General features: G+C 39.9%; 22 protein-coding genes and 1 riboswitch. Of the genes, 3 read left to right on the top strand and 19 right to left on the bottom strand.

From position 1 onward, the window contains the following. Positions 1 to 48: 48 nt before the first annotated feature. A riboswitch (SAM riboswitch) is annotated at positions 49 to 154 on the bottom strand. Between the two features lie 123 nt (positions 155 to 277). Together ERX37_RS08710 and ERX37_RS08715 are read left to right on the top strand one after the other, a co-directional pair. Next, complete coding sequence (locus ERX37_RS08710) at positions 278 to 820, top strand: TetR/AcrR family transcriptional regulator C-terminal domain-containing protein (protein ID WP_165982018.1); 543 nt, start codon at positions 278 to 280, stop codon at positions 818 to 820. A 72-nt stretch (positions 821 to 892) separates the two neighbouring features. Then, positions 893 to 2,191 carry an N-acetylglucosaminidase gene (locus tag ERX37_RS08715; protein ID WP_165982019.1) on the top strand — a complete coding sequence of 433 codons (1,299 nt, stop codon included), beginning with the start codon at positions 893 to 895 and terminating at the stop codon, positions 2,189 to 2,191. Between the two features lie 34 nt (positions 2,192 to 2,225). On the opposite strand, the gene ERX37_RS08720 is transcribed toward ERX37_RS08715, so the two are convergent. The 16 genes from ERX37_RS08720 to ERX37_RS08795 form a co-directional block, all read right to left on the bottom strand. Beyond that, on the bottom strand, positions 2,226 to 3,746 hold the full coding sequence (locus ERX37_RS08720; RefSeq protein WP_243715922.1) for a phospholipase D family protein: 1,521 nt from the start codon (positions 3,744 to 3,746) through the stop codon (positions 2,226 to 2,228). Between the two features lie 52 nt (positions 3,747 to 3,798). Then, positions 3,799 to 5,682 carry a hypothetical protein gene (locus ERX37_RS08725; protein WP_133430287.1) on the bottom strand — a complete coding sequence of 628 codons (1,884 nt, stop codon included), beginning with the start codon at positions 5,680 to 5,682 and terminating at the stop codon, positions 3,799 to 3,801. Next, positions 5,654 to 6,559, bottom strand: coding sequence for an ABC transporter ATP-binding protein (locus ERX37_RS08730; RefSeq protein ID WP_133430288.1), 906 nt, complete (start codon positions 6,557 to 6,559; stop codon positions 5,654 to 5,656). Before ERX37_RS08730 ends, ERX37_RS08725 begins: the two co-directional genes overlap by 29 nt. Position 6,560: 1 nt before the next feature. Next, complete coding sequence (locus tag ERX37_RS08735; RefSeq protein ID WP_133430289.1) at positions 6,561 to 6,929, bottom strand: GntR family transcriptional regulator; 369 nt, start codon at positions 6,927 to 6,929, stop codon at positions 6,561 to 6,563. Positions 6,930 to 7,206: 277 nt separating this feature from the next. Further along, a complete protein-coding gene (locus ERX37_RS08740) occupies positions 7,207 to 7,986 on the bottom strand; it encodes an SDR family NAD(P)-dependent oxidoreductase (RefSeq protein ID WP_133430290.1) in 780 nt (259 codons plus the stop codon). Continuing rightward, positions 7,987 to 8,379 (bottom strand): GNAT family N-acetyltransferase, encoded by a 393-nt coding sequence (locus tag ERX37_RS08745; protein ID WP_133430291.1) that lies wholly within the window; start codon positions 8,377 to 8,379, stop codon positions 7,987 to 7,989. Continuing rightward, a complete protein-coding gene (locus ERX37_RS08750; protein WP_133430292.1) occupies positions 8,376 to 8,780 on the bottom strand; it encodes a VOC family protein in 405 nt (134 codons plus the stop codon). The genes ERX37_RS08745 and ERX37_RS08750 overlap by 4 nt, the downstream gene beginning before the upstream one ends. Before the next feature lie 60 nt (positions 8,781 to 8,840). Then, positions 8,841 to 9,344, bottom strand: coding sequence for a cupin domain-containing protein (locus ERX37_RS08755; RefSeq protein WP_133430293.1), 504 nt, complete (start codon positions 9,342 to 9,344; stop codon positions 8,841 to 8,843). A 36-nt stretch (positions 9,345 to 9,380) separates the two neighbouring features. Next, positions 9,381 to 10,094: a YebC/PmpR family DNA-binding transcriptional regulator gene (locus ERX37_RS08760; RefSeq protein WP_133430294.1), complete on the bottom strand. Its 714-nt coding sequence runs from the start codon at positions 10,092 to 10,094 to the stop codon at positions 9,381 to 9,383. 78 nt (positions 10,095 to 10,172) lie between these two features. After that, entirely contained in the window at positions 10,173 to 10,799 is a 627-nt protein-coding gene (locus ERX37_RS08765) for a Bax inhibitor-1/YccA family protein (RefSeq protein ID WP_229713108.1), read from the bottom strand. Between the two features lie 68 nt (positions 10,800 to 10,867). Then, complete coding sequence (gene gntK / locus ERX37_RS08770) at positions 10,868 to 12,388, bottom strand: gluconokinase (protein ID WP_133430296.1); 1,521 nt, start codon at positions 12,386 to 12,388, stop codon at positions 10,868 to 10,870. A 12-nt stretch (positions 12,389 to 12,400) separates the two neighbouring features. After that, positions 12,401 to 12,949: an alpha/beta hydrolase gene (locus ERX37_RS08775; RefSeq protein ID WP_133430297.1), complete on the bottom strand. Its 549-nt coding sequence runs from the start codon at positions 12,947 to 12,949 to the stop codon at positions 12,401 to 12,403. 59 nt (positions 12,950 to 13,008) lie between these two features. Further along, positions 13,009 to 14,007, bottom strand: a complete 999-nt coding sequence (locus ERX37_RS08780; RefSeq protein WP_133430298.1) for an inorganic phosphate transporter — start codon at positions 14,005 to 14,007, stop codon at positions 13,009 to 13,011. A 15-nt stretch (positions 14,008 to 14,022) separates the two neighbouring features. After that, positions 14,023 to 14,640, bottom strand: a complete 618-nt coding sequence (locus tag ERX37_RS08785; RefSeq protein WP_133430299.1) for a DUF47 domain-containing protein — start codon at positions 14,638 to 14,640, stop codon at positions 14,023 to 14,025. A 165-nt stretch (positions 14,641 to 14,805) separates the two neighbouring features. Then, positions 14,806 to 15,687 (bottom strand): NAD-dependent epimerase/dehydratase family protein, encoded by an 882-nt coding sequence (locus ERX37_RS08790; RefSeq protein WP_133430300.1) that lies wholly within the window; start codon positions 15,685 to 15,687, stop codon positions 14,806 to 14,808. Positions 15,688 to 15,781: 94 nt separating this feature from the next. Next, positions 15,782 to 16,855 carry a YkvI family membrane protein gene (locus tag ERX37_RS08795; RefSeq protein ID WP_133430301.1) on the bottom strand — a complete coding sequence of 358 codons (1,074 nt, stop codon included), beginning with the start codon at positions 16,853 to 16,855 and terminating at the stop codon, positions 15,782 to 15,784. 137 nt (positions 16,856 to 16,992) lie between these two features. On the opposite strand from ERX37_RS08795, the gene ERX37_RS08800 reads away from it, so the two are divergent. After that, positions 16,993 to 17,367 carry a hypothetical protein gene (locus ERX37_RS08800; protein ID WP_133430302.1) on the top strand — a complete coding sequence of 125 codons (375 nt, stop codon included), beginning with the start codon at positions 16,993 to 16,995 and terminating at the stop codon, positions 17,365 to 17,367. Positions 17,368 to 17,398: 31 nt separating this feature from the next. On the opposite strand, the gene ERX37_RS08805 is transcribed toward ERX37_RS08800, so the two are convergent. The 3 genes from ERX37_RS08805 to ERX37_RS08815 form a co-directional block, all read right to left on the bottom strand. Beyond that, positions 17,399 to 17,896 carry a hypothetical protein gene (locus ERX37_RS08805; protein ID WP_133430303.1) on the bottom strand — a complete coding sequence of 166 codons (498 nt, stop codon included), beginning with the start codon at positions 17,894 to 17,896 and terminating at the stop codon, positions 17,399 to 17,401. Between the two features lie 62 nt (positions 17,897 to 17,958). After that, positions 17,959 to 19,092, bottom strand: a complete 1,134-nt coding sequence (locus ERX37_RS08810; protein ID WP_133430304.1) for a DUF418 domain-containing protein — start codon at positions 19,090 to 19,092, stop codon at positions 17,959 to 17,961. Beyond that, a complete protein-coding gene (locus tag ERX37_RS08815) occupies positions 19,089 to 19,424 on the bottom strand; it encodes a zinc ribbon domain-containing protein YjdM (RefSeq protein ID WP_133430305.1) in 336 nt (111 codons plus the stop codon). Before ERX37_RS08815 ends, ERX37_RS08810 begins: the two co-directional genes overlap by 4 nt. Between the last annotated feature and the right edge of the window lie 8 nt (positions 19,425 to 19,432).

A 19,432-nucleotide genomic window follows, 5' to 3' on the forward strand; every position in this document is an offset into this window, starting at 1 on the left:
AAATAATAAAAGACTTCTTAGCTAGAAGCTAAAAAGTCTCATTACGTCCTTTTATCTGCCAAGCTAAGCTTGATGGATTTAGCACAGTGCTCATTAAATGAGTCCGCTGCTGAGATTTCACCGGGCCATATCCCTCAATCTCTCTTGATAAGTTTTATTAAGTTAATGACAATATTACCTATCAACTTATAACATGTCAACCTATTTTTTAAATTTTCGCGATCTTATGATTCATGGTAAAATATATGATTATGTCACATTATTAAAGCGAGCTGTTATGAGAGAAAAACAAACCTTGATTGAAGAAAAATTTATTGCACTACTTGAAGTCCATCGTTTTCGTAAAATTACGATTAAGATGATCTGTGAAGAAGCTCAAATTAATCGTTCAACCTTTTACTCTTATTTTCAAGATAAATATGACCTGCTCGATCGCCTCATTGATCATCACTTGTCTGAACTTGATCAGCTTGTCTCTGAAATAGCAGCTGGAATTAACCGACAGTCTGATAGACGAGAACTGTCATCTATTTACCTGCAGAATCTATTTCAGTATTTGTATGAACACAAAATATTCTTTAAAACATTGATGATTGTCCATCCTGCCCAGAACTTTAACCAGAAACTTATTCAACTGCTTCGTAATAATTACATGAAAGTAGTAGAAAATGTAAAAATGCAAAACGCTGAGTACTTCGTCAACTACACACTCGGCGGTCAGTTCGGTATTATTTTCTTCTGGTTGCAGAATGATTGTCAGGAGCCACCAGATGTAATTGCTGATATTGTCTATCGTAACATTATCAAGACAAATCGTTAAATTGTTGTAAAGATGACTTATCAAAAACTAGTTTCATGTATAATGAACCCAACAAACATTCGGAGGTCTTTTATGCAGTATTTTAAATATATTCTGCCGTTCACATTAATGTCTTCTCTCATGCTGACAACGGCTGCAGAAGCAAGTGAAAAACCTTTACGTGTCGGTCATATTAAAAACATGGATACTATTATTGTTACCAGCAAGAATGCCATGACTAAAAAAGTGGCAGGCGATTATGCCCACTACACGCTATATATTAACGATAAAGTCATAATAGCCAACAAACCATACTACCGCGTGCAGACATCAGAAGATATTAACCATGCAATCGGCTACGTCCAGGAAGACGAACTCATAATTGAACCTGTGAAAATAGTTTCTAAACCTGCTGAGACTATTCAGTTATCTGCCAGTACAAAGGTTTATAATATACCTGATGGAACTGAGCGCCAAGTGATTGACCGCGCTCAAAAAAATGAGACATTGTCTATTGAACAGACGCTTCAAGTCGGCCAGGACACTTATCATAAAATTACCCGGTCAAACGGCTTAACTGGGTGGATTAAATCAGTTTCATCTTCTCCTGTACAACAATCAGAACAGTCAGCAGATAAATCCGTTAATCCGACTCCAGAGCCTGTCGTCAAATCAACATCAGTACCTGGTGCTCGTATCGTCAATACTCGCTTCAATGATGCAGTGACCACTCAAATGAAGCTATCACCGAAACCTCAATATTCTAACGGGATTAAATGGTCTGATGCTTCAAAACAAGCTGTTATTGAAGCGATGGATCCAGGCAGACTTGCTCATGATCCTGTCAATCGTTATCAGTTTTTAACGCTGACAGAACCACAAGGCTTGACGGTCGAACAACTCAATCACCTGTTAAAAGGCAAAGGCATATTAGAAGGACGCGGACAGGCTTTTAAGACAGCTAGTGAACGCTATCGTATCAATGAAATCTATTTAATCTCACATGCTTTCCTTGAAACAGGTGAAGGTACGAGCAAGCTGGCGACAGGACAAAAAGTTAAGGGCGCTGGTAATAAAAAGTATTATAATATGTTCGGTATTGGTGCATTTGATAAAAATGCTGCGAAATATGGTGCTCAGTATGCAGCTAATGTAGGATGGGATACACCTGATAAAGCGATTATCGGCGGAGCTGAATTTATTTCATCAGGCTATTTAAAAGCATCTCAGAACACGCTTTATCAGATGCGCTGGAATCCTGATGCCCCAGGTCAAACACAGTATGCGACTGATGTCTTATGGGCAACAGCCAACGCACGTTATCTTGCTCAGTTTTATCAGCAGCTTGGAATTGAAGGAACGCATTACCAGTTTATTCAATATCAATCATAAAAAAGAAACCTTTCAGAGTGAAAGGTTTCTTTTTTTAGAAGCTTGAGAGTCCTGTGAATTCCTGCAATCTATAGACCACTGTTTTCCAGAATGAGACTTCTTTTTGCACATCATAGCTATCCGTCACGTGCCCTTTTCTATTCTCCCATTTATCATCAAAATCCTGATTCAGTCTGCTGAAGACCGGAAGATGAGACTTGCCAGTTAAGATAACATCTGTCTCCATATTGTTATCATCAATATTACGTCTGGTCAGATTAGCACTGCCTACAAAAAGAGTAGATTCTCCCTGCTGATCGTCTTCAATCAATACATATTTATTATGAAATTGTTCACCATGGGAAACTGCCCACTTTACTTGTATCCGATCATTGCTTTTTGATACCAGTTCATGCGCCACCGGTTTATTCGGTATACCTGGTTTCTCCTTACCGAACGCTTCTTTATTGACATCCAATATCAACTTAATATCTACGCCTCGGTCTGATGCACGAAGAAGCGCATCGATGACATCCCGATCTGACAAATAAAACATTCCTATTTTCATCGTATCGTTATCATTAGTCTTATCGATAGCTTCAAGTAATGCTTCTTTAATCTTACCTTCCGTCACAAGTGTCGTGCCGTAAGCCATCGTATTGTCAAACGCATGGTTTTTAATATGGAAGTCTCGTTTATCAAGGCCACCACCACTCATATTGATAGCTGCAATCTCACTGTTGATTATATCTTCCTGAATACGACCTGATAATTTAACAGCCACATTCTGATGATGACTACTTGGATTATGCGGATTACTGCTCGCGATAATCGCTGACTTTTCCGTTACAACCGTTTTGCGATGATTCGCTTTAAAGTTAAGTAATTCAGCCATTCCTCTAATCGTGACATCAGGTGCTTTTCGCGAAAAGATATTGGTGATATGTCCGTTTTCACTGTTGCCGAGAAAGCGGAAAGTAGAACGCCATAACCCTGAATAAATTGGGTTAGAGTCACGAAGTTTGGTCAGATCAGTTTCATACAAAAATATATCATTTGCTCTTAACTGCTTATATTGTTCAGGAGTATAGCTCCCGTAGACAGAATTGATAGGATCTGTCAGTACATAAATACGTACGTTCGGATTATCCTTCTTTTTATTTACCAGATGCCGAGTCAGTTCACCCGCCAGATCCGGGAACTGGCCGGCACCGTCATAGGCGTCATTGAAGAGGAACATATCGAGAATGATAAAATCATCCGCTTCATCAATCGTCTTAAATACTGTGTTGAAAATTTCGTGGTCATAATGATCAGCATAAGTATTATCAAGCAATAATTCAGCATGATTTGTACGGCTCATTTCAGAACGTTTAGAAAGTCCTGTCGGCATCGGCTTTATAACATTCCATATCGTCACTGCAGCGACAATGAGAAGTAGACTCCCTACAATTAATTTCCCAGTATGACGTTGCTTTTTCTTTGACTGTTTTTTGTTGGGTACCCTCTTTTTAGACTGATTTTTATTAGACACCTTCTTTTTAACCATTTTCTTTTCCACTTTTTTCTGAGCCATAGCATTCTCCATTTCCCGGGTTATAAAGAAATAAGAAGATGCAGGCACCTTCTTATTTCACTTCCTTATTCATCTTAATTATAACAAACATATCATCGGCACCGATAGCATAGATGTATTGACCATTGATATCAGCGTGACCTTCATTTAATGCCTTATCGAAGGCTGACTTATCAACTGTTTTAACTTTGATATTTTTCAAGCTATTTTCATCGACACCAAACTGAGTCTCATCGTAAGCCGGAAGTTTACTGATTTGATACACTGTATCTGCGTTATAAATATCACTCATCTGCGTCATTAGTTTTTCTTTTTTCATAAAATCGACTAAGTTCTTCTGATATGGTGAGAGATTGAAGCCGACTGGAGGCGAAACTGCATCATCCATGAGTTCGATATAAATGTCAGAACTTGAGAGTTTTAATACGGAATCTTCAACAACTGCTGTTTGTGTATCTTTTTTAAATGCATTGATGAAGTCCGCGTTGTTTTCCGATTGAATCATTGTCGTATTTTCTCCAGCCATAATGGAGATATCCTTATCAGCGATACTGTCCCAATCATACCCTTCCGCAATCACTCGGCCATACTTATTGGACACGGTGAGGTCAGTTGCCTTATTGAGTGTACTCTGCGACACATCACTGTAATAACGCTGCTGATAAGAACCATCTTTTAATTTATAACTGATATATACACCGCCAGCCTGACCCTTGCCCTCATTTAAAATCTCCTGATGCAGCTGAATAACTTCTCTGATATAGTCAGGATCTTTGATGTTACTCAGCAGCTGAGATTGCTGGCCATCATCTGCCTGTAATCTGACTGATTCAACATCATTAGCTTGCGGAATCCATTTTTCCTGTTCTTGACTGTAAATATATGTCGCAATCAGAATCACAGCCACGGTCACGAATGTCAGGGCCATCGATTTAAAATTCAATCTGATACGTGGACTTCTCTGGTTTACAGATTGTGCGAGCAGGTAGATGATAATAAAGGCCAGAAAGTAAATGATAGCTATAACAAATAAATTAGACAGCTCTGATGTGAAGATGGCACCTGATACCATTATCCCGAGCAATACAATCAAGGTAATAAACGCCCATTCCATCCATGGATTCTGGAAAGAATGTACAATTCGTTCATTGCGACGATGCTGATATAAGTAATAAGTCAGTGCGAGCAGCAAGCAGGCAATGATCATAACTATACCGAAGTAAAACCAGTTAATGGAGTCCGTGATATTCGATACCATCGATATTGGAAAGGTCATCTTTTCGGCTAATGAGTCGATTTTCTCCGTATCGGTCCCATAATAAAACTGTGTAGAACCTCTGAACAGGTTGCTGTAGAGTCCTGATGCGAGACTGTGGAACACGATAGGCAGCATCAACAGAAGACCTGTCAGCACTAAATGACCGAAGTAATGGTTGATAATCTGACCTACAAATAGTGTGAAGATAAATGTAAAGAGTGAAATAATATAAGTCAGTAATATCCAGTCCGCTATCTTCTGAATGGTGATATCATCATAGTACATCGAGAAAAGACTGATGATCAGGCCATTGATGATAAGATTAACCGTAACAGCTGTGAGAAATGCCGCAAGCATATGACTAAGAATCTGGCTTCTTGTAAAGGGAATACTATGCATAAAATCAGATGCTTCCTCACTTTTCCAGAGGTACGTCATCCCTAGCGCACTAAGTACACTGTAGAACAGTGTTCCAGTGAAGAAGACTGCCAGCACAGCTGAATCATATCCCAGTAGATGCGTGTCATTGATCACATTCGCATCATTGTATTCAAATATAATGTAGCCGAATGGAATCAGAAAGAACGTACAAACAATATTGATAATCATAAAAATCAGATTGTTGTTGAAGAAATGTCTGAACAATCCATTATTCAACGATAATATTTTCGATAGCATAACCATGGCCTCCCATCTCATAAGTAAATATCTCTTCTAAAGTCAGCGGCAGAATATCATACATAAGTGGATTGTAACGAGTGATGACCTTTTCAATTTCCATATCACTGCCCTGTGTAATACACGTTACTACGCGTCCTTTGATTTTGCGATCCAGCGCCTTAAGTTCTTGATAGAACAATTCTGTCGGCAATGTTTCAAAAGCGACTTGAACTTTACTGTGTTCTCTTTTCAGTGAATCCAGTTCTCGATTAATCAGCATCGCCCCTTCATGCATAATCGAGATACTATCACAGAAATCCTCCATCTCACGTAAATTGTGACTGGAAACCAATATGGACATCTGATGATTTGAAACGTCCTGAATAAGCAGGTTTTTAATAGTATGCCTTACTACTGGATCGAGCCCATCAAAGGGTTCATCAAGTAAAAGGACATCCGGGTAGCAAGACAATGAAAGTATGAATGCAGCTTGTCTTTTCATCCCTTTTGACATGCGGTTAAAGCGTTGTTTTGGATTCAGTTGCAATAATTTAACCAGCTGTTTAAAACGTGCAGTACTGAATTTTGGATAAGTCTCTTTATAGAAACCTGCCATTTCAATCAAGTTAGAGTAATTAAAGAAATAAGGGATATCTGGCATAAAAATCATATGCTCTTTGGCCGCAGGATTTTCATATATAACTTCGCCATCGTAAAGAATTTCACCACTATCTGGACGATAAATACCTGCCAGCAGCTTTAGAAATGTAGTTTTACCGGCGCCATTGGAACCTAACAGACCATGAATAGTACCTTTTTCAACAGTCAGTGATGCCTGGTCGACTGCCTTATAACAATCAAACTGTTTAGTGACGTCTAGTGCCTTAACCTCCATACTACTTCCCCCCTGTTATTGTTTCTATTTTTTGCTGAATCTCTTCTTTCGTCAGACCGAGGAATAAAAGTTCTTCAATGATTTTTTCAAGTTCTGTCGTCAATTCATCCACACGCTCCTTATTGTTATCATTTTCAATAGGCTGAACAAAGCTCCCTCTGCCTGGTATTGAATAAGTAAACCCTTCACGCTCAAGCTCTCTGTAAGCTTTTTGAATAGTATTCGGATTGATAGTCAGTTCCTGAGCGAGCTGTCTAACTGAAGGCAGTTGCTCATCTGGTTTCATGACTCCCTTTATAATATGCATCTTAATATTTTCCATGAGCTGTTCATAGAGAGGAATCCGGCTTCGGTTATCGATTGAAATCAATGGATGACCTCCTTATATAAATTTTACTAACTGTATTAATTAAAATAATACAGTTAGTACAGTTAATATGCAATAGATGATTTGAATATCCTGGAATTTTTTTATATACGGTATGAATCACGCTACTCATCTCACTTTCCTCCCGCGAGTGGCGCAAATCACGCCACTCATCTCACTTTCCTCCCGCGAGTGGCGCAAATCACGCCACTCATCTCCATAGTTTTCAGTCCATAAAAAAAGACTTATCCTCATTTCTGAGAATAAGCCTTAAAACATATTATAATGCGGCCCCACTGCCTCCATCGATATTGACTGCTGTACCTGATACATAACTTGCGGCATCCGATACGAGGAATGCAATGACATCAGCCGCTTCTCTTGTGTCACCGATGCGACCAAGGGGAATATTGAACTTCGGATCACTGGCATATTCCTCCCATGTCTTGTCAGGTGCATCCTGCTGCCAGCGCTTTTCAATCTGTCCACTGCGAATCAGTCCGATACAGACTGCATTCACTCGAATATTATACTGAGCTAAATCTTTACTGAGTGTTTTGGTGAGTGCTAATCCAGCTGCACGTGACACTGATGTTGGCGATGACTGCGCAGGTGGAGTTTTACCAGCCACCGCTGCCAGGTTTAAAATAGCGCCCCCTTGTTTTTTCAATTCCGGAAGTGCTGCATGAATCATTCGTAACCAGCCGAATAGTTTAAGGTTCAGGTCGTTCTGCCAGTCGTCAAGACCCACTTGATCAAAATTCTCAGCAAACGCTGAACCTGCATTATTAATCAGAATATCAAGCTGGCCATATTGGTCCTTCACATAATCGATGACCTTTTTCGCATCACTATCTGATGTGACATCGGCAACGACGTAATCCAGCGTCTTGCCAGTCTTTTCTTTAATATCAGCAACTGCTTGTTTAAGACCATCCTCATGGCGCGCCACAAGAACGACTTTTGCGCCTTCCTCAGTCAGAACGGTTGCTGTTTCTTTACCAATTCCTTTACTTGAACCCGTTATCACTGCTACTTTTTCTGTCAGACGTAAATCCATCTACTCACTCCTCAAATCTTCATGATAAGTTCGTCTAAAACCATGAAAAGGCCTGAATCTAGGTACATAATAATCTTTTGACTGACTCGTCGCGAGAAGTTCCATGCGAGTGGTAGGATATTGCTTGTGCAGGTAGTCTAATAGCGCTCTTGCATATCCATGGTTCCGTTTGTCCTGTCTAATAATCAGTTCGCACACATAAAGAGTGACGTACCCATCCGTTAAAGCCCGGACACAGCCGATGACTTCTCCGGCTTCCTCAAAGACATAAGACACGCTATTCCGCCAGCTCTTTAAAGTCTGCTCATGTCTTGCGACTAGATTATCCCATCCTTCTGCACGATTCATCTTTTGAATGGCTGCTATATCCCCGCTTTGAAATGGTCTGATCATGCTGCTAAATTCAGTTGCCAGCTTAATCCAAAACGGTCAACAACCCAGGCAAATTGTCGTGCAACAGGAGGCATCGGTGCTAGTTTCATCAGGACTTCTCCATTGGTTGATAAACGATTATAGAGATGTCTGATTTCTTCTTCACTATCACAGTTAACAACAAATGATAATGCAGGTGTGAAAGGTACATCTGTCCCGTTTGCATTGTCAATGGCCATAAACTGCTGGCCATTCAGTGTAAAGATACTGTGATTAATCGTTCCTTCTGCGCCTGGTCCTTCTGTCCCATAACGATTCATTGTCGCAATCTCACTATTGTTGAAAATAGTTGTATAAAAATCAACCGCTTCTTCTGCTCTACCATTAAACATCATAAAAGGTACTACTTTCTGCATGTTCATTTCTCATCTCCTTCAATTTAATTGTAAAGAAACACTTACTAAATTGCGAAAAAAACGTCCCTAGCTAGGAACGTCAGTTTTAGATAAGGCATATTTTCTGATAATAGTCTCATGTTCTGGATACTGGTTGATCAATTCATCCTGACTGAATAACTTAAATTCATCAAATGAAAATGCAGGTGATACCATACAACCGACCAGACTCCACTCACTCTCGCCTTCTACTGATGAAGCAAATATCGTCTCTTTCGGCACCAAGTACTGCGGCACCTCTCCATTTGCTACATCCAGCCCGAGTTTTACTGCCGTATAGTGTCCATCTGCATCAATCATATGAATAGTCAGTGCGTCACCGCTGTGAAAGTACCACAGTTCATCTGATTTAATCTGATGAAAGTGAGAAATATTTCCTGTCTCAAGCAGAAAATAAATACTTGAAAACAGTGCTTTTCCGCTTACCGTTGTCATATCAGCAAGATAAGTTTCATGATAATATCCTCCTTCTGGATGTGGAATCATTTCCAGCTTATCAATCAGCTGCTGCTTTAATTCGTTTTTATCCATATAGCCTCCTAATAAAAAAGCCGAGATATTCTCGGCTTATAGTTCCACATTGTGATAGACGTTCTGCACGTCTTCTAAGTCTTCAATGGCATCGACTAATTTTTCAAAAGTCGCTAAATCATCCTCAAATAATTCAAGTTCATTTTGTGCCAGCATCGTCAGTTCTGCAATAGTAAATTCTTCGATGCCTGCATTGTTAAGTGCATGTTGCACCGCTGCAAACTGATCAGGTTCTGCATAAACGATAGTCTGACCTTCTTCTTCCATAACGTCACGTACATCAATATCTTCTTCCATCAGTAACTCTAATGTTTCATCAGCAGATTTACCCTCAAAACCGAAGACTGCTGTACTATCGAACATATAGGCAACAGAGCCTGATACACCCATATTTCCACCATTTTTACCAAAAGCGGCGCGCACATCACTTGCTGTACGATTCACATTATTCGTCAGTGCATCCACAATCAGCATTGAACCCGCCGGCCCGAAGCCTTCGTAGCGCAGCTCGTCGTAGTTCTCCTCGCCGCCACCCTTTGCTTTCTCAATCGCCCGGTCAATGATGTGTTTCGGTACTGAGTATGTCTTCGCACGTTCAAGGGTGAACTTCAGATTCTGGTTGGATTCTGGGTCCGGTTCTCCAGACTTCGCAGCTACATATATCTCACGACCGAATTTCGCATAGATCCGGCTCGTGTTTTTATCTTTTGCTGCCTTTTTATCTTTAATATTATTCCATTTACGACCCATAATGACATCTCTCTTTCGAATTAAGATAACTATATTATACACTATTTCAAATAAAAAAAGAGTGACATGACATCACTCTTAATCTCTCAAAATACTTGCCAGTCTGAGCACATCCATGATGATATTCAGAAGATTGATAAATAAATTAAAGCCCATCTCACGGGGTGAAAAGTTACCCCGTTTCATTCTGTTAAAGTCGAAGATGGTATACAGCAGGAATATAGCAAGTCCAGCAATCGTAATCACTAAATGGAACATTGGAATCTGAATAAATATCCCGAGAATACTGGCAAAAATAAGAGCGACTAAAGCAGGAAACAGTAAACGTCCTAAACTTGAAGCATCTCCTATCACAAAATAGCCTAGGAAACCAAAAGCAAAGAATGCAGCTATCGCAAGTCCGACATTCTGATAGAACGCCACTGTACCTAGATCATTCAAATAATACATAAATGATGCATAACTGACGACTCCAATTAAAAACGCCAGTATATTGGCAATTAAAGCACTGAACTTACGTGAAGCCTTAACGAACAGAGATATCAAAACAATCGCTATAATCAGTATAGAAATAGGCATTCTTAAAGTTGCCGGGATAAACTGTCCCGCAAATGTCCCAACTGCAAAAACAATCCAGTAATACATAAAATATAACCATGCCTGACGGATGTTGCTTGACCGTGAGACTGAAGACTGATAATTCATTGGCATAACCTCTTTTAAATTAATGATATTGTGCTATTGATACTACACGATTTAACATTTTTTCTCAATCAATTCACTCTGCGCTGAAAATTTGCAATTCTTGTATACTGTTCAGTTAATGACTGTGCAATATCAAAATAAAGCGGTAAAATTTCCCGGTAAATAGCTACATTCTTAGATTGAGGTGAATGCTCATGCGCAGTTCCTATCCATTCAGTCACGTGAGTAAAATCAGGTTGAAGATCTAAAGCATATTGCCCTAGGACCACGGCACCAAGACAGGAGCTTTCGTAACTCTCCGGCACGATCAGGTTCTCATCAAATATATCTGCCATCATTTGACGCCATAACGCACTGCGCGAGAATCCACCTGTTGCTTTAAGTTCTGTAACAGGTTCATCCATCAACACATTCAGAGCAATAAAGACAGAATATAAATTATAGAGAACGCCCTCCAGCGCTGCCCGAATCATATGTTCTTTTTTATGGGATAGTGTCAGTCCGATATAAGAACCCCTGACATCAGCATTCCACAATGGCGCACGTTCGCCTGTTAGATACGGGTGGAAGATCAGACCATCACTTGCAGGTGGAACAAGTTCTGCAATGCGCATCAGGACATCATAACTATCTAGTCCTAAACGTTTAGCTGTTTCTATTTCACTGGCAGCAAACTCATCACGAATCCAGCGCAGTACAACACCACCATTATTCACAGGTCCACCAATCACCCACTTATCGCGTGTCAGTGCATAGCAGAAAAGTCTGCCCTCTCGGTCAAGACGCGGTTGATCCACTACTGTTCTTATAGCGCCACTTGTACCGATAGTGACAGCGACTTCTCCCGGTTTATAAGCATCTACACCCAAATTACTGAGCACTCCATCTGAGGCGCCTATAACGACTGGCGTATCCGTACTTATTCCCAGCTTATCTGCTATTTCAGGTTTTATACCTTTGAGCACTGTTGTCGTATCTGTCACCTCAGATAACTGCTGCCTTTCCATTCCTAGTTTATTCAATATCATTTCATCGAATTGCATTTCATGAATATTGAAAAGACCTGTCGCTGAGGCAATAGAATAGTCTACAATATAACGCTCAAAGAACTGATAGAAAATATATTCTTTAATACCGATGAACTTAGCTGTGCGGTTGAATAAATCAGATTCTTCATTTCTAAACCACATGATTTTAGTTAACGGGCTCATAGGATGTATCGGTGTACCTGTCCGTTGATATATATCGTGCCCTTCTTCACTGCTATTAAGCTGTTTAGCATAGGCCTGGCTACGATTATCTGCCCAGGTGATACTATTCGTCAGTCGCGCGTGGTGTTCATCCATCAATATCAGACTGTGCATAGCACTTGAAAAACTGATGAATGCAACATCATGGGATACTCTGTCAGTTACATTTCTTATACAGCTGACAACCGCTTCAAATATCTCATCAGGATTCTGTTCAGCTCGATCGCCTTCTGTGAGAAGAGGGTATTCAACATAATGTGTCGCTTGAACAGATCCATCTACAGCATAAATCACTGCTTTAGTACTTGTTGTTCCTATATCGACCCCTATCATATGCATCGTCATCTCTCCTTACTCTTCAATGATTGGCAGCAATTCCTCAATACCATGATGAAATTCATGCTGCCCCTCCTGTTTCGTAATAGTATTCAGTTTTTTGAAATGTTCACGCCAGCATGTCTGGTGACTAATATCTACTCGGTCATCATCTTCTGAATGGATATGATAAAGGAGGATAGCATCTGCCAGCTGACTTTCAGCATCCTCGCTCAACATATTTTCGGCATCGCTGAATTTCTCATCACATCCGAAAAATGGTGAACCAATCAGGATGACTTTCGAAATATGATGCCTCTCTTTTTGTTCAGTTAAATATTTCATCACAACGGTTCCACCAAATGAGTGACCAATTATCATTAATTCATCTTCGACAGGAATATGCTCCAGCTCTTCTTTCAGGACCTGTACCCAGTTCGAATAAACCTGACCCTTATCTCTCGGAAAATCAGGTGTATGCCACTCAATATCCGGCAGCTGACTTTTTAAATAGCGTATCAACGGATTACTGCCGCTATCACGGTGTTGTTCACTGGCACTATGGACGAACAATACATGCTTCATTTTTTATTCCTCCCATATAAAAAAGGTAAACTCATTATAAGTTTACCCTTTTTAAAATATTATAAAAATAACTGTAAAATAAAATAGCTAGCAGCTGCAATTAATGCTGAGATAGGCAGTGTAATCACCCATGTCACTACCATACGCTGCGCAGTTGTCCATTTTACACCTTTTGGACGATGGGAAGAACCCACACCCAGGATAGATGATGACACAACGTGCGTCGTTGAGACCGGCAGATGGATATGTGTAGCACCGAAAATAATAAGCGCAGAACTGAGGTCAGCTGCTACACCATTTGTCGGACGGATCTTCATAATGTTACCGCCGACTGTCTTGATAATCTTCCAGCCACCGACCGCTGTTCCGAGTCCCATAGCAGTCGCACAGGCAACCTGTACCCAGCGCTGAATATCTGTACCTGACTGCAGATCAGCCGAGATAAGAGCCATCGTAATAATCCCCATCGCTTTTTGTGCATCGTTCGTACCATGAGAAAAGGCTTGAAGTGCTGCGGTAAAAATCTGGAAGACTCTAAAATTACGATTGGTCCGGGTTAGATTACTATTTTTAAAGACAACTTTAAAGATGGAATAAATGATATAACCTACTCCAAATGCAAGTAACGGAGAAATAATCAGTGCCATAATGATTTTAATAAAACCGCTGTAGTGCAGGACACCAAAACCTGCTGAAGCTATCGCTGCTCCTGCAATCGAGCCGATTAATGCATGTGATGATGAGCTTGGAATGCCGTAATACCATGTTACGAGATTCCAGATAACAGCTGATAACAGGGCTGCCAGTATCACAACGGAGCCATTTTTCAATGTGAACGGGTCGACGATGTCTTTTGTGAGTGTTTTAGCGACACCTGTTGACCATAGAGCGCCCAGAAAGTTGAGTGCCGCTGCCATCAATATAGCATGCCGGGGTTTAAGTGCTTTTGTTGAGACAGCTGTTGCAATTGCATTGGCAGTATCATGGAAACCATTAATAAAATCAAATATCAATGCGAACGCAACAACCGTGAACGTAATAATCAATAAATTATCCATTATAGATGTAAACCCCTAACTATTTTTCATAATGATAGATTCAAGATTATTGGAAACAGCTTGACACTTGTTTGCAATGCTTTCAAGTGACTGATAGATATCTTTAATCTTCATAATAGTAACAGGATCCGTTTCTACTGAAAAAATATGTTTAATGGACTGACGAAGAATATTATCACATGTTGTTTCATGGTCTCTAATATTCATGGAATGTACACGAATGTGAGAGAACTTCTTACTGCCGATCAGATCAACTGCCAGTTTAATTTCTTCCGCACATGCCTGAATATTTTTAACAAATTCACCCATAAAATCGTCTGAGTACTCAATGGAGTACATCTCAAACATAGCTGATGTTTCTTCCATCTCATCCAGCACATCATCAATAGCATTGCCGAGTGCAAGGATGTCTTCACGTTCAATCGGTGTGATAAACGTCTGGTTTAAGTCTGAAATCATCTGCTGCATTAAGTCATCGCCATTTTTTTCATATGACTTAATATTATCTGCGTATTTCTTCAGGTCGAATGCATTATGGAATGACATATCACCGAAAACAATAGACGCACGTCTCAGGTTTTCGGCCATATCTTCAAGCTGAAGGATAAATTTATCTTTTTTCTTAGTAAACATGGTAAAGCCTCCTAGAGTATCTTGAAATAAACAAGTTCATCACTTAGTTTAAAACAAAATAATTAGAAGTGATAGCTTTTTTGTAAATTTTACGTAAATTTCATTAGGTAAATATTAATTTTCTTAATAAATTGTAATCAATAACATTCAATTTCTATGCACACTTCATCTTTTTTGCTCTTCATTGAACTTTTCAATACGCATATCTACCTCAAAAATCCGCATCGTTAATGCATGGAAAGGGGCCTGCAGAAGCTGATAAAAAAGCCACGACTGCGAAGGCTCATATTGATGAATGCAGACCATTATCTCTTCAGTACCGAGCATACGTCTGAACTCAAGCTGGCCTTGCTGCTCAAGATGAACGACAGCCAGTTTACCACCTCTGATATCAAAGACTTGGCGGTCATTATTAGATAGAGCAGTCCGTCTATGCAGCTTGATGAGATCACGATTCATGCCTTGCAGTATGTAGTCTTCATCTTCAATCGTTACATTTGATAGCCCGGGCAATACATTCTTATAATATTCAAAGTAGTGCGCAGTGAACTTCTCGAGAGTCCATGATTTCGGAATATCAAATCGACGGATGATCCTTACATCATCAGTTCGTGCACTCTGAAATCGTGCAAGCATACCTTTACGTTTGATGGCTACTTCAGTTGTTCTGACAGGCGTCTTATAACTTCTTAATATATTCAGCGTCTCATCATCCTCAACAGCGCCTGATATATAAATGATTTCATTAACATCATTTGCCTGTGCTGCACGTCCATAGTTGTCAGCGGCAAGGGCATTCATATCTTTAAAATTTGCCTCCATCGTTTTCGATGAACGTTTTGTCGGATCAAGAAAATAAATGGCGATATCAATATCTGCCATTACTGTACTGACATCCTGCAAATTGAAGATATCCCCTTGTGCCCAGATGATATCATCATACGGCTGCTCGTACTGAGACAGTACGACAAGTTCATGTTCATGCCGAAGAGATTCATATAAATTTTTACCGATATATCCGCTGACTCCTGTTAATAATACACGCATCTTCACTACCTCCAGTTATTAGTCCTTATATTTTAGCATTTACCCTTTTAAACAACAAAATACAGAGGAAAGATTCCTCTGTATTGATTAAAAATTAAGCGATATGTTTTTTGCCTGCACGTTTACGCAGGAAATATTTTAAAGTAATACCTAAACATAATGCTAGCCCAACGTAGCCCATCAATGGGTAGATGACATCTACAAGCTGAACGAAACCGACGAAACTTAAGCCATAGCCTAAAATCATAGAGCCAAATAATAATAGTTTATAGTTTCTTGAATAAGGTTTCGTAAAACGCGTAACGAATGAGTACATCAGACCCACAATCGTATTGTAGATAACAAGCAACATAATAATACTGAGCGCAATACTAATGGCTGGATGAATCATACGTCCAAGCAGGATTGTCGGAATCGCCGCTTCATTGACTTTATCCAGTTCAGATAAAAGACCTGAGTTCACCATCAGAATAAGGACAAGCAGCAGCAGTCCGCCTATTAATCCACCACGACCCGCAACACCTTTACGACTCGCATCTCCACCGATAGCAAGCATCATACTGAAAGCTGTTGAGAACGCAAGCGCACCGTACAGGATACCATCCCACCACCAAAGATGTGACGGTTGTCTTTCTCTATTGATATGCTGATTCACTTCTCCGAATGATAATGTACCATTAAAGAAGAAATAGACTGCAATAATAGTGACTACAATAATCAGAAATGGTGTCACTAATCCAAGCGCACCTACGATTTTATTGAAGTCCATCAAAAGTGTAAAACTAACTGCTAACATCATCAATACAGAACCTAACCATGTTGGTATTCCAAAACTTTCATGCGCTGCACTACCTGCTCCTGCTATCATAACGACTGACAACGCATAAAGAAAAAATATTAAAACGTAGTCGATGACTTTTCCAAATTTTTCACCAAATAGGTAGTGAATTGCACTTACGTGACTTTCTGACTCAAGCGCATTCCCAATCTTGGAAATCTGCCGTCCAAAGAAAGTTAGCATCAGTCCGGCAATGATAATAGCTAAATAGCTATATGTACCGTAGTTCGTGAAAAACTTTAAAACTTCCTGTCCTGTAGAGAAACCTGCCCCTACGACAACACCGACATAGGCCGATCCTATTTTAACTGCTTCTGAATTTTTTGACACTTCATCTCCTCCTCAAATGTTCGTGTGCTACCTTTAAAGCACGGTACTTTTTATACCCCTTCTTATCTTCGTTCAAACATTTTATAACTGATTAGGTTATAATGAACTGGTAATCAATCACGAGAGGAGCATTTATTTTGGACTTACAAAAACAAGTTGTACATATGCACCTAAAAGAACTTCATGTCCGGGACTTTGAGCAGACTTCTGCTGAAATAACGAAAATGTATCGCATTGATATTGAGCAGCACCCTCAAGATAATGAAGTATTTGAATTCACACTGAACTTTATGTTCGGCCATTTCGGCACACAGGTTGACGGTGTTATTCAATCCACTATTATTGCAAAAAGTGATAATCCAGATGACGATGTTTATCAGGAATTACTCAGTGACGAAAAAATGTATGCAGTACCTTTATTTTCAAAGGCCTCAGCTATTATTACGAAAATAACAGAAGACCGGGGCATGTTCCCTGTTATCGTGCCTGTGGAGATGTGGTTTGAAGATTAAAAAAATCCTCGGATGATCATCATCCGGGGATTTATGCATTTCTCATACGATTGAGATCATTGATATCAACGACACCCGCTTCCAGACCTCTGACAGCTTTCTTCATCAAGTCGCGCGCAATTTTATTATGCGGATCCAGAACAAGAATCTGTTTCGCCACCTGATAGGCCTGTCTGTCAGTAAGCACTGGCTCTGGTACGGTATATAAGAACAGGAGCTGAAGCAGACTTTTGACTTCCTTAGACTCAGTCAGTTGAACTGAACGTTCTGCATGATAATAGGCTGCTTTAAAAGCATCCGTCAGCTCACTCAGTGGGTAAACGAGCAGCAGAAATGCAAGGTCATGCAGCTCTGCTGTCTCGTTCTTTTTCATCTCTTCAACGATGAATGTATAGAATAAAACGGATTCTGTATTTTGTGCAGCGCCTATAAACGCTTCTTCAAATTCCATAAAGTCATGTTCGGTCATCAACTGCCTGACACGCTCAAACTGGCCATCCAGAATCAGAACTTCAATTTGTTCTCTCAATTGATGATCCTCCTTAACTTTTTCAGCATTACTATTGTAACATATTCCACTGTTTCCACCTACTACTTTAAATAGGTAATTTTTCTCCACAGATATTCAAGCGGTCCTTGCTTAAAGCGACTGAAATACCGCCATGAGAAGGCGATAAGACTCATATAAATCACAAGCGCTATACTATAGGTCTCAATAAGATTCAGTTGACCATATAGCTTAAAGCTATAAGTGATGATGAACATGATGACACTCTGCAAAATATAGACAGTAAAGCTCATCCGGCCGAGCAGACTCATCGGCCCTGTAATCTGTCTGAAGCGGCTTGACTCACTCAACTTGATGATACTAATCATATAGCTCGCCGCCACCATCACGCCTCCGATGTAGCCACCTGCTGCTTCAGCGCTATAACGACCATAGAAAATAAGCGATAATGATTTTAGTGCAAGTCCTGATATCATCAATCCTATTGCCCATTTAATATTGCGTTTATCTTCTATTACTCTTTCAAACCATCCCGTTCTTCTCGCATAACTGCCCATCAGCATCAATGGAAGCAGACTGGACAGTCTGAACAGCAGTCCTTGAACATCGGTGACGAAAAAATACTGAAAAAAATGCTGGGCATTCAGCGCAATGATATCAGCATAGTGTCCGCTATTAAAGACCTGCGCGACATACGCGGCTCTGTCAGCATCATTGATGACATAATCATAGCGCGGTAGCTTCAGACCATTCACTACAAATGGCACAATATGATTCATAACGTAGTAACCAAACAATATAATACTCGCGATTACACTGAATTTCTTATCTACAAATAGGAGGGGCGCGCCTATCAGCATGACGACTGCATATGTTTGAAGGATATCACCCGAGAAAAGAAAGATACCATGCAATATGCCGAAAACAAAAAGAGCGATCAGACGCCGATAAATGATAGGAAGAAAGGCGTCCCCTCTTTTATCCGCACTATCCTTCATCATCATCAGACCATAACCGAACAGAAAAGCAAAAATGGGATAGAAAGACTGCTGGATAAAGAGAATATTGAAAGCATAAAGTACACGATTCAAGCCATACTGAAATGTAAAAAAAGGATCAAGATGAAAAATATCGTGTGTAAAACCTACTATATTCATCAATATGATACCTAGTAAACTGAAGCCTCTCAGTATATCCAGGCTATAGATTCGTTTCATATTTTTTTAACAACAGATGATTTCAGACCTATTTGACCAAATCCTTCTATCTTACAGTCAATGTCATGACCATCTTCAGGATCGACCAATCTGATATTCTTTACTTTAGTGCCTTGTTTGATCACTGAAGAAGCACCTTTCACTTTCAGGTCTTTGACGACAGATACTGTATCCCCATCCTTCAGTTCATTGCCATTCACATCACGAATAACCATTGTTTCCTCTTCTTCTGCATGTATGGGCCATTCATGCCCACACATCGGACATACGTAGTTTAGACCATCTTCATAAGTATATTCTGAGCCACACTCAGGGCAATTAGGTAATGTCATCAGTTTCT

Source organism: Macrococcus hajekii, from assembly GCF_004359505.1.
Classification (GTDB): domain Bacteria; phylum Bacillota; class Bacilli; order Staphylococcales; family Staphylococcaceae; genus Macrococcus; species Macrococcus hajekii.

Excerpts from the sequence above, each read along its gene's own strand:
- ERX37_RS08765 (WP_229713108.1), bottom strand. The coding sequence starts at position 10,799 with ATGAATTATCAGTCTTCAGTCTCACGGTCAAGCAACATCCGTCAGGCA.
- ERX37_RS08760 (WP_133430294.1), bottom strand. The coding sequence starts at position 10,094 with ATGGGTCGTAAATGGAATAATATTAAAGATAAAAAGGCAGCAAAAGAT.
- ERX37_RS08810 (WP_133430304.1), bottom strand. The coding sequence starts at position 19,092 with ATGAAACGAATCTATAGCCTGGATATACTGAGAGGCTTCAGTTTACTA.
- ERX37_RS08745 (WP_133430291.1), bottom strand. The coding sequence starts at position 8,379 with ATGATCAGACCATTTCAAAGCGGGGATATAGCAGCCATTCAAAAGATG.
- gntK (WP_133430296.1), bottom strand. The coding sequence starts at position 12,388 with ATGCATATGATAGGGGTCGATATAGGAACAACAAGTACTAAAGCAGTG.
- ERX37_RS08775 (WP_133430297.1), bottom strand. The coding sequence starts at position 12,949 with ATGAAGCATGTATTGTTCGTCCATAGTGCCAGTGAACAACACCGTGAT.
- ERX37_RS08740 (WP_133430290.1), bottom strand. The coding sequence starts at position 7,986 with ATGGATTTACGTCTGACAGAAAAAGTAGCAGTGATAACGGGTTCAAGT.
- ERX37_RS08790 (WP_133430300.1), bottom strand. The coding sequence starts at position 15,687 with ATGCGTGTATTATTAACAGGAGTCAGCGGATATATCGGTAAAAATTTA.
- ERX37_RS08720 (WP_243715922.1), bottom strand. The coding sequence starts at position 3,746 with ATGGCTCAGAAAAAAGTGGAAAAGAAAATGGTTAAAAAGAAGGTGTCT.
- ERX37_RS08785 (WP_133430299.1), bottom strand. The coding sequence starts at position 14,640 with ATGTTTACTAAGAAAAAAGATAAATTTATCCTTCAGCTTGAAGATATG.
- ERX37_RS08730 (WP_133430288.1), bottom strand. The coding sequence starts at position 6,559 with ATGGAGGTTAAGGCACTAGACGTCACTAAACAGTTTGATTGTTATAAG.
- ERX37_RS08715 (WP_165982019.1), top strand. The coding sequence starts at position 893 with ATGCAGTATTTTAAATATATTCTGCCGTTCACATTAATGTCTTCTCTC.
- ERX37_RS08755 (WP_133430293.1), bottom strand. The coding sequence starts at position 9,344 with ATGGATAAAAACGAATTAAAGCAGCAGCTGATTGATAAGCTGGAAATG.
- ERX37_RS08710 (WP_165982018.1), top strand. The coding sequence starts at position 278 with ATGAGAGAAAAACAAACCTTGATTGAAGAAAAATTTATTGCACTACTT.
- ERX37_RS08815 (WP_133430305.1), bottom strand. The coding sequence starts at position 19,424 with ATGACATTACCTAATTGCCCTGAGTGTGGCTCAGAATATACTTATGAA.
- ERX37_RS08725 (WP_133430287.1), bottom strand. The coding sequence starts at position 5,682 with ATGCTATCGAAAATATTATCGTTGAATAATGGATTGTTCAGACATTTC.
- ERX37_RS08750 (WP_133430292.1), bottom strand. The coding sequence starts at position 8,780 with ATGAACATGCAGAAAGTAGTACCTTTTATGATGTTTAATGGTAGAGCA.
- ERX37_RS08780 (WP_133430298.1), bottom strand. The coding sequence starts at position 14,007 with ATGGATAATTTATTGATTATTACGTTCACGGTTGTTGCGTTCGCATTG.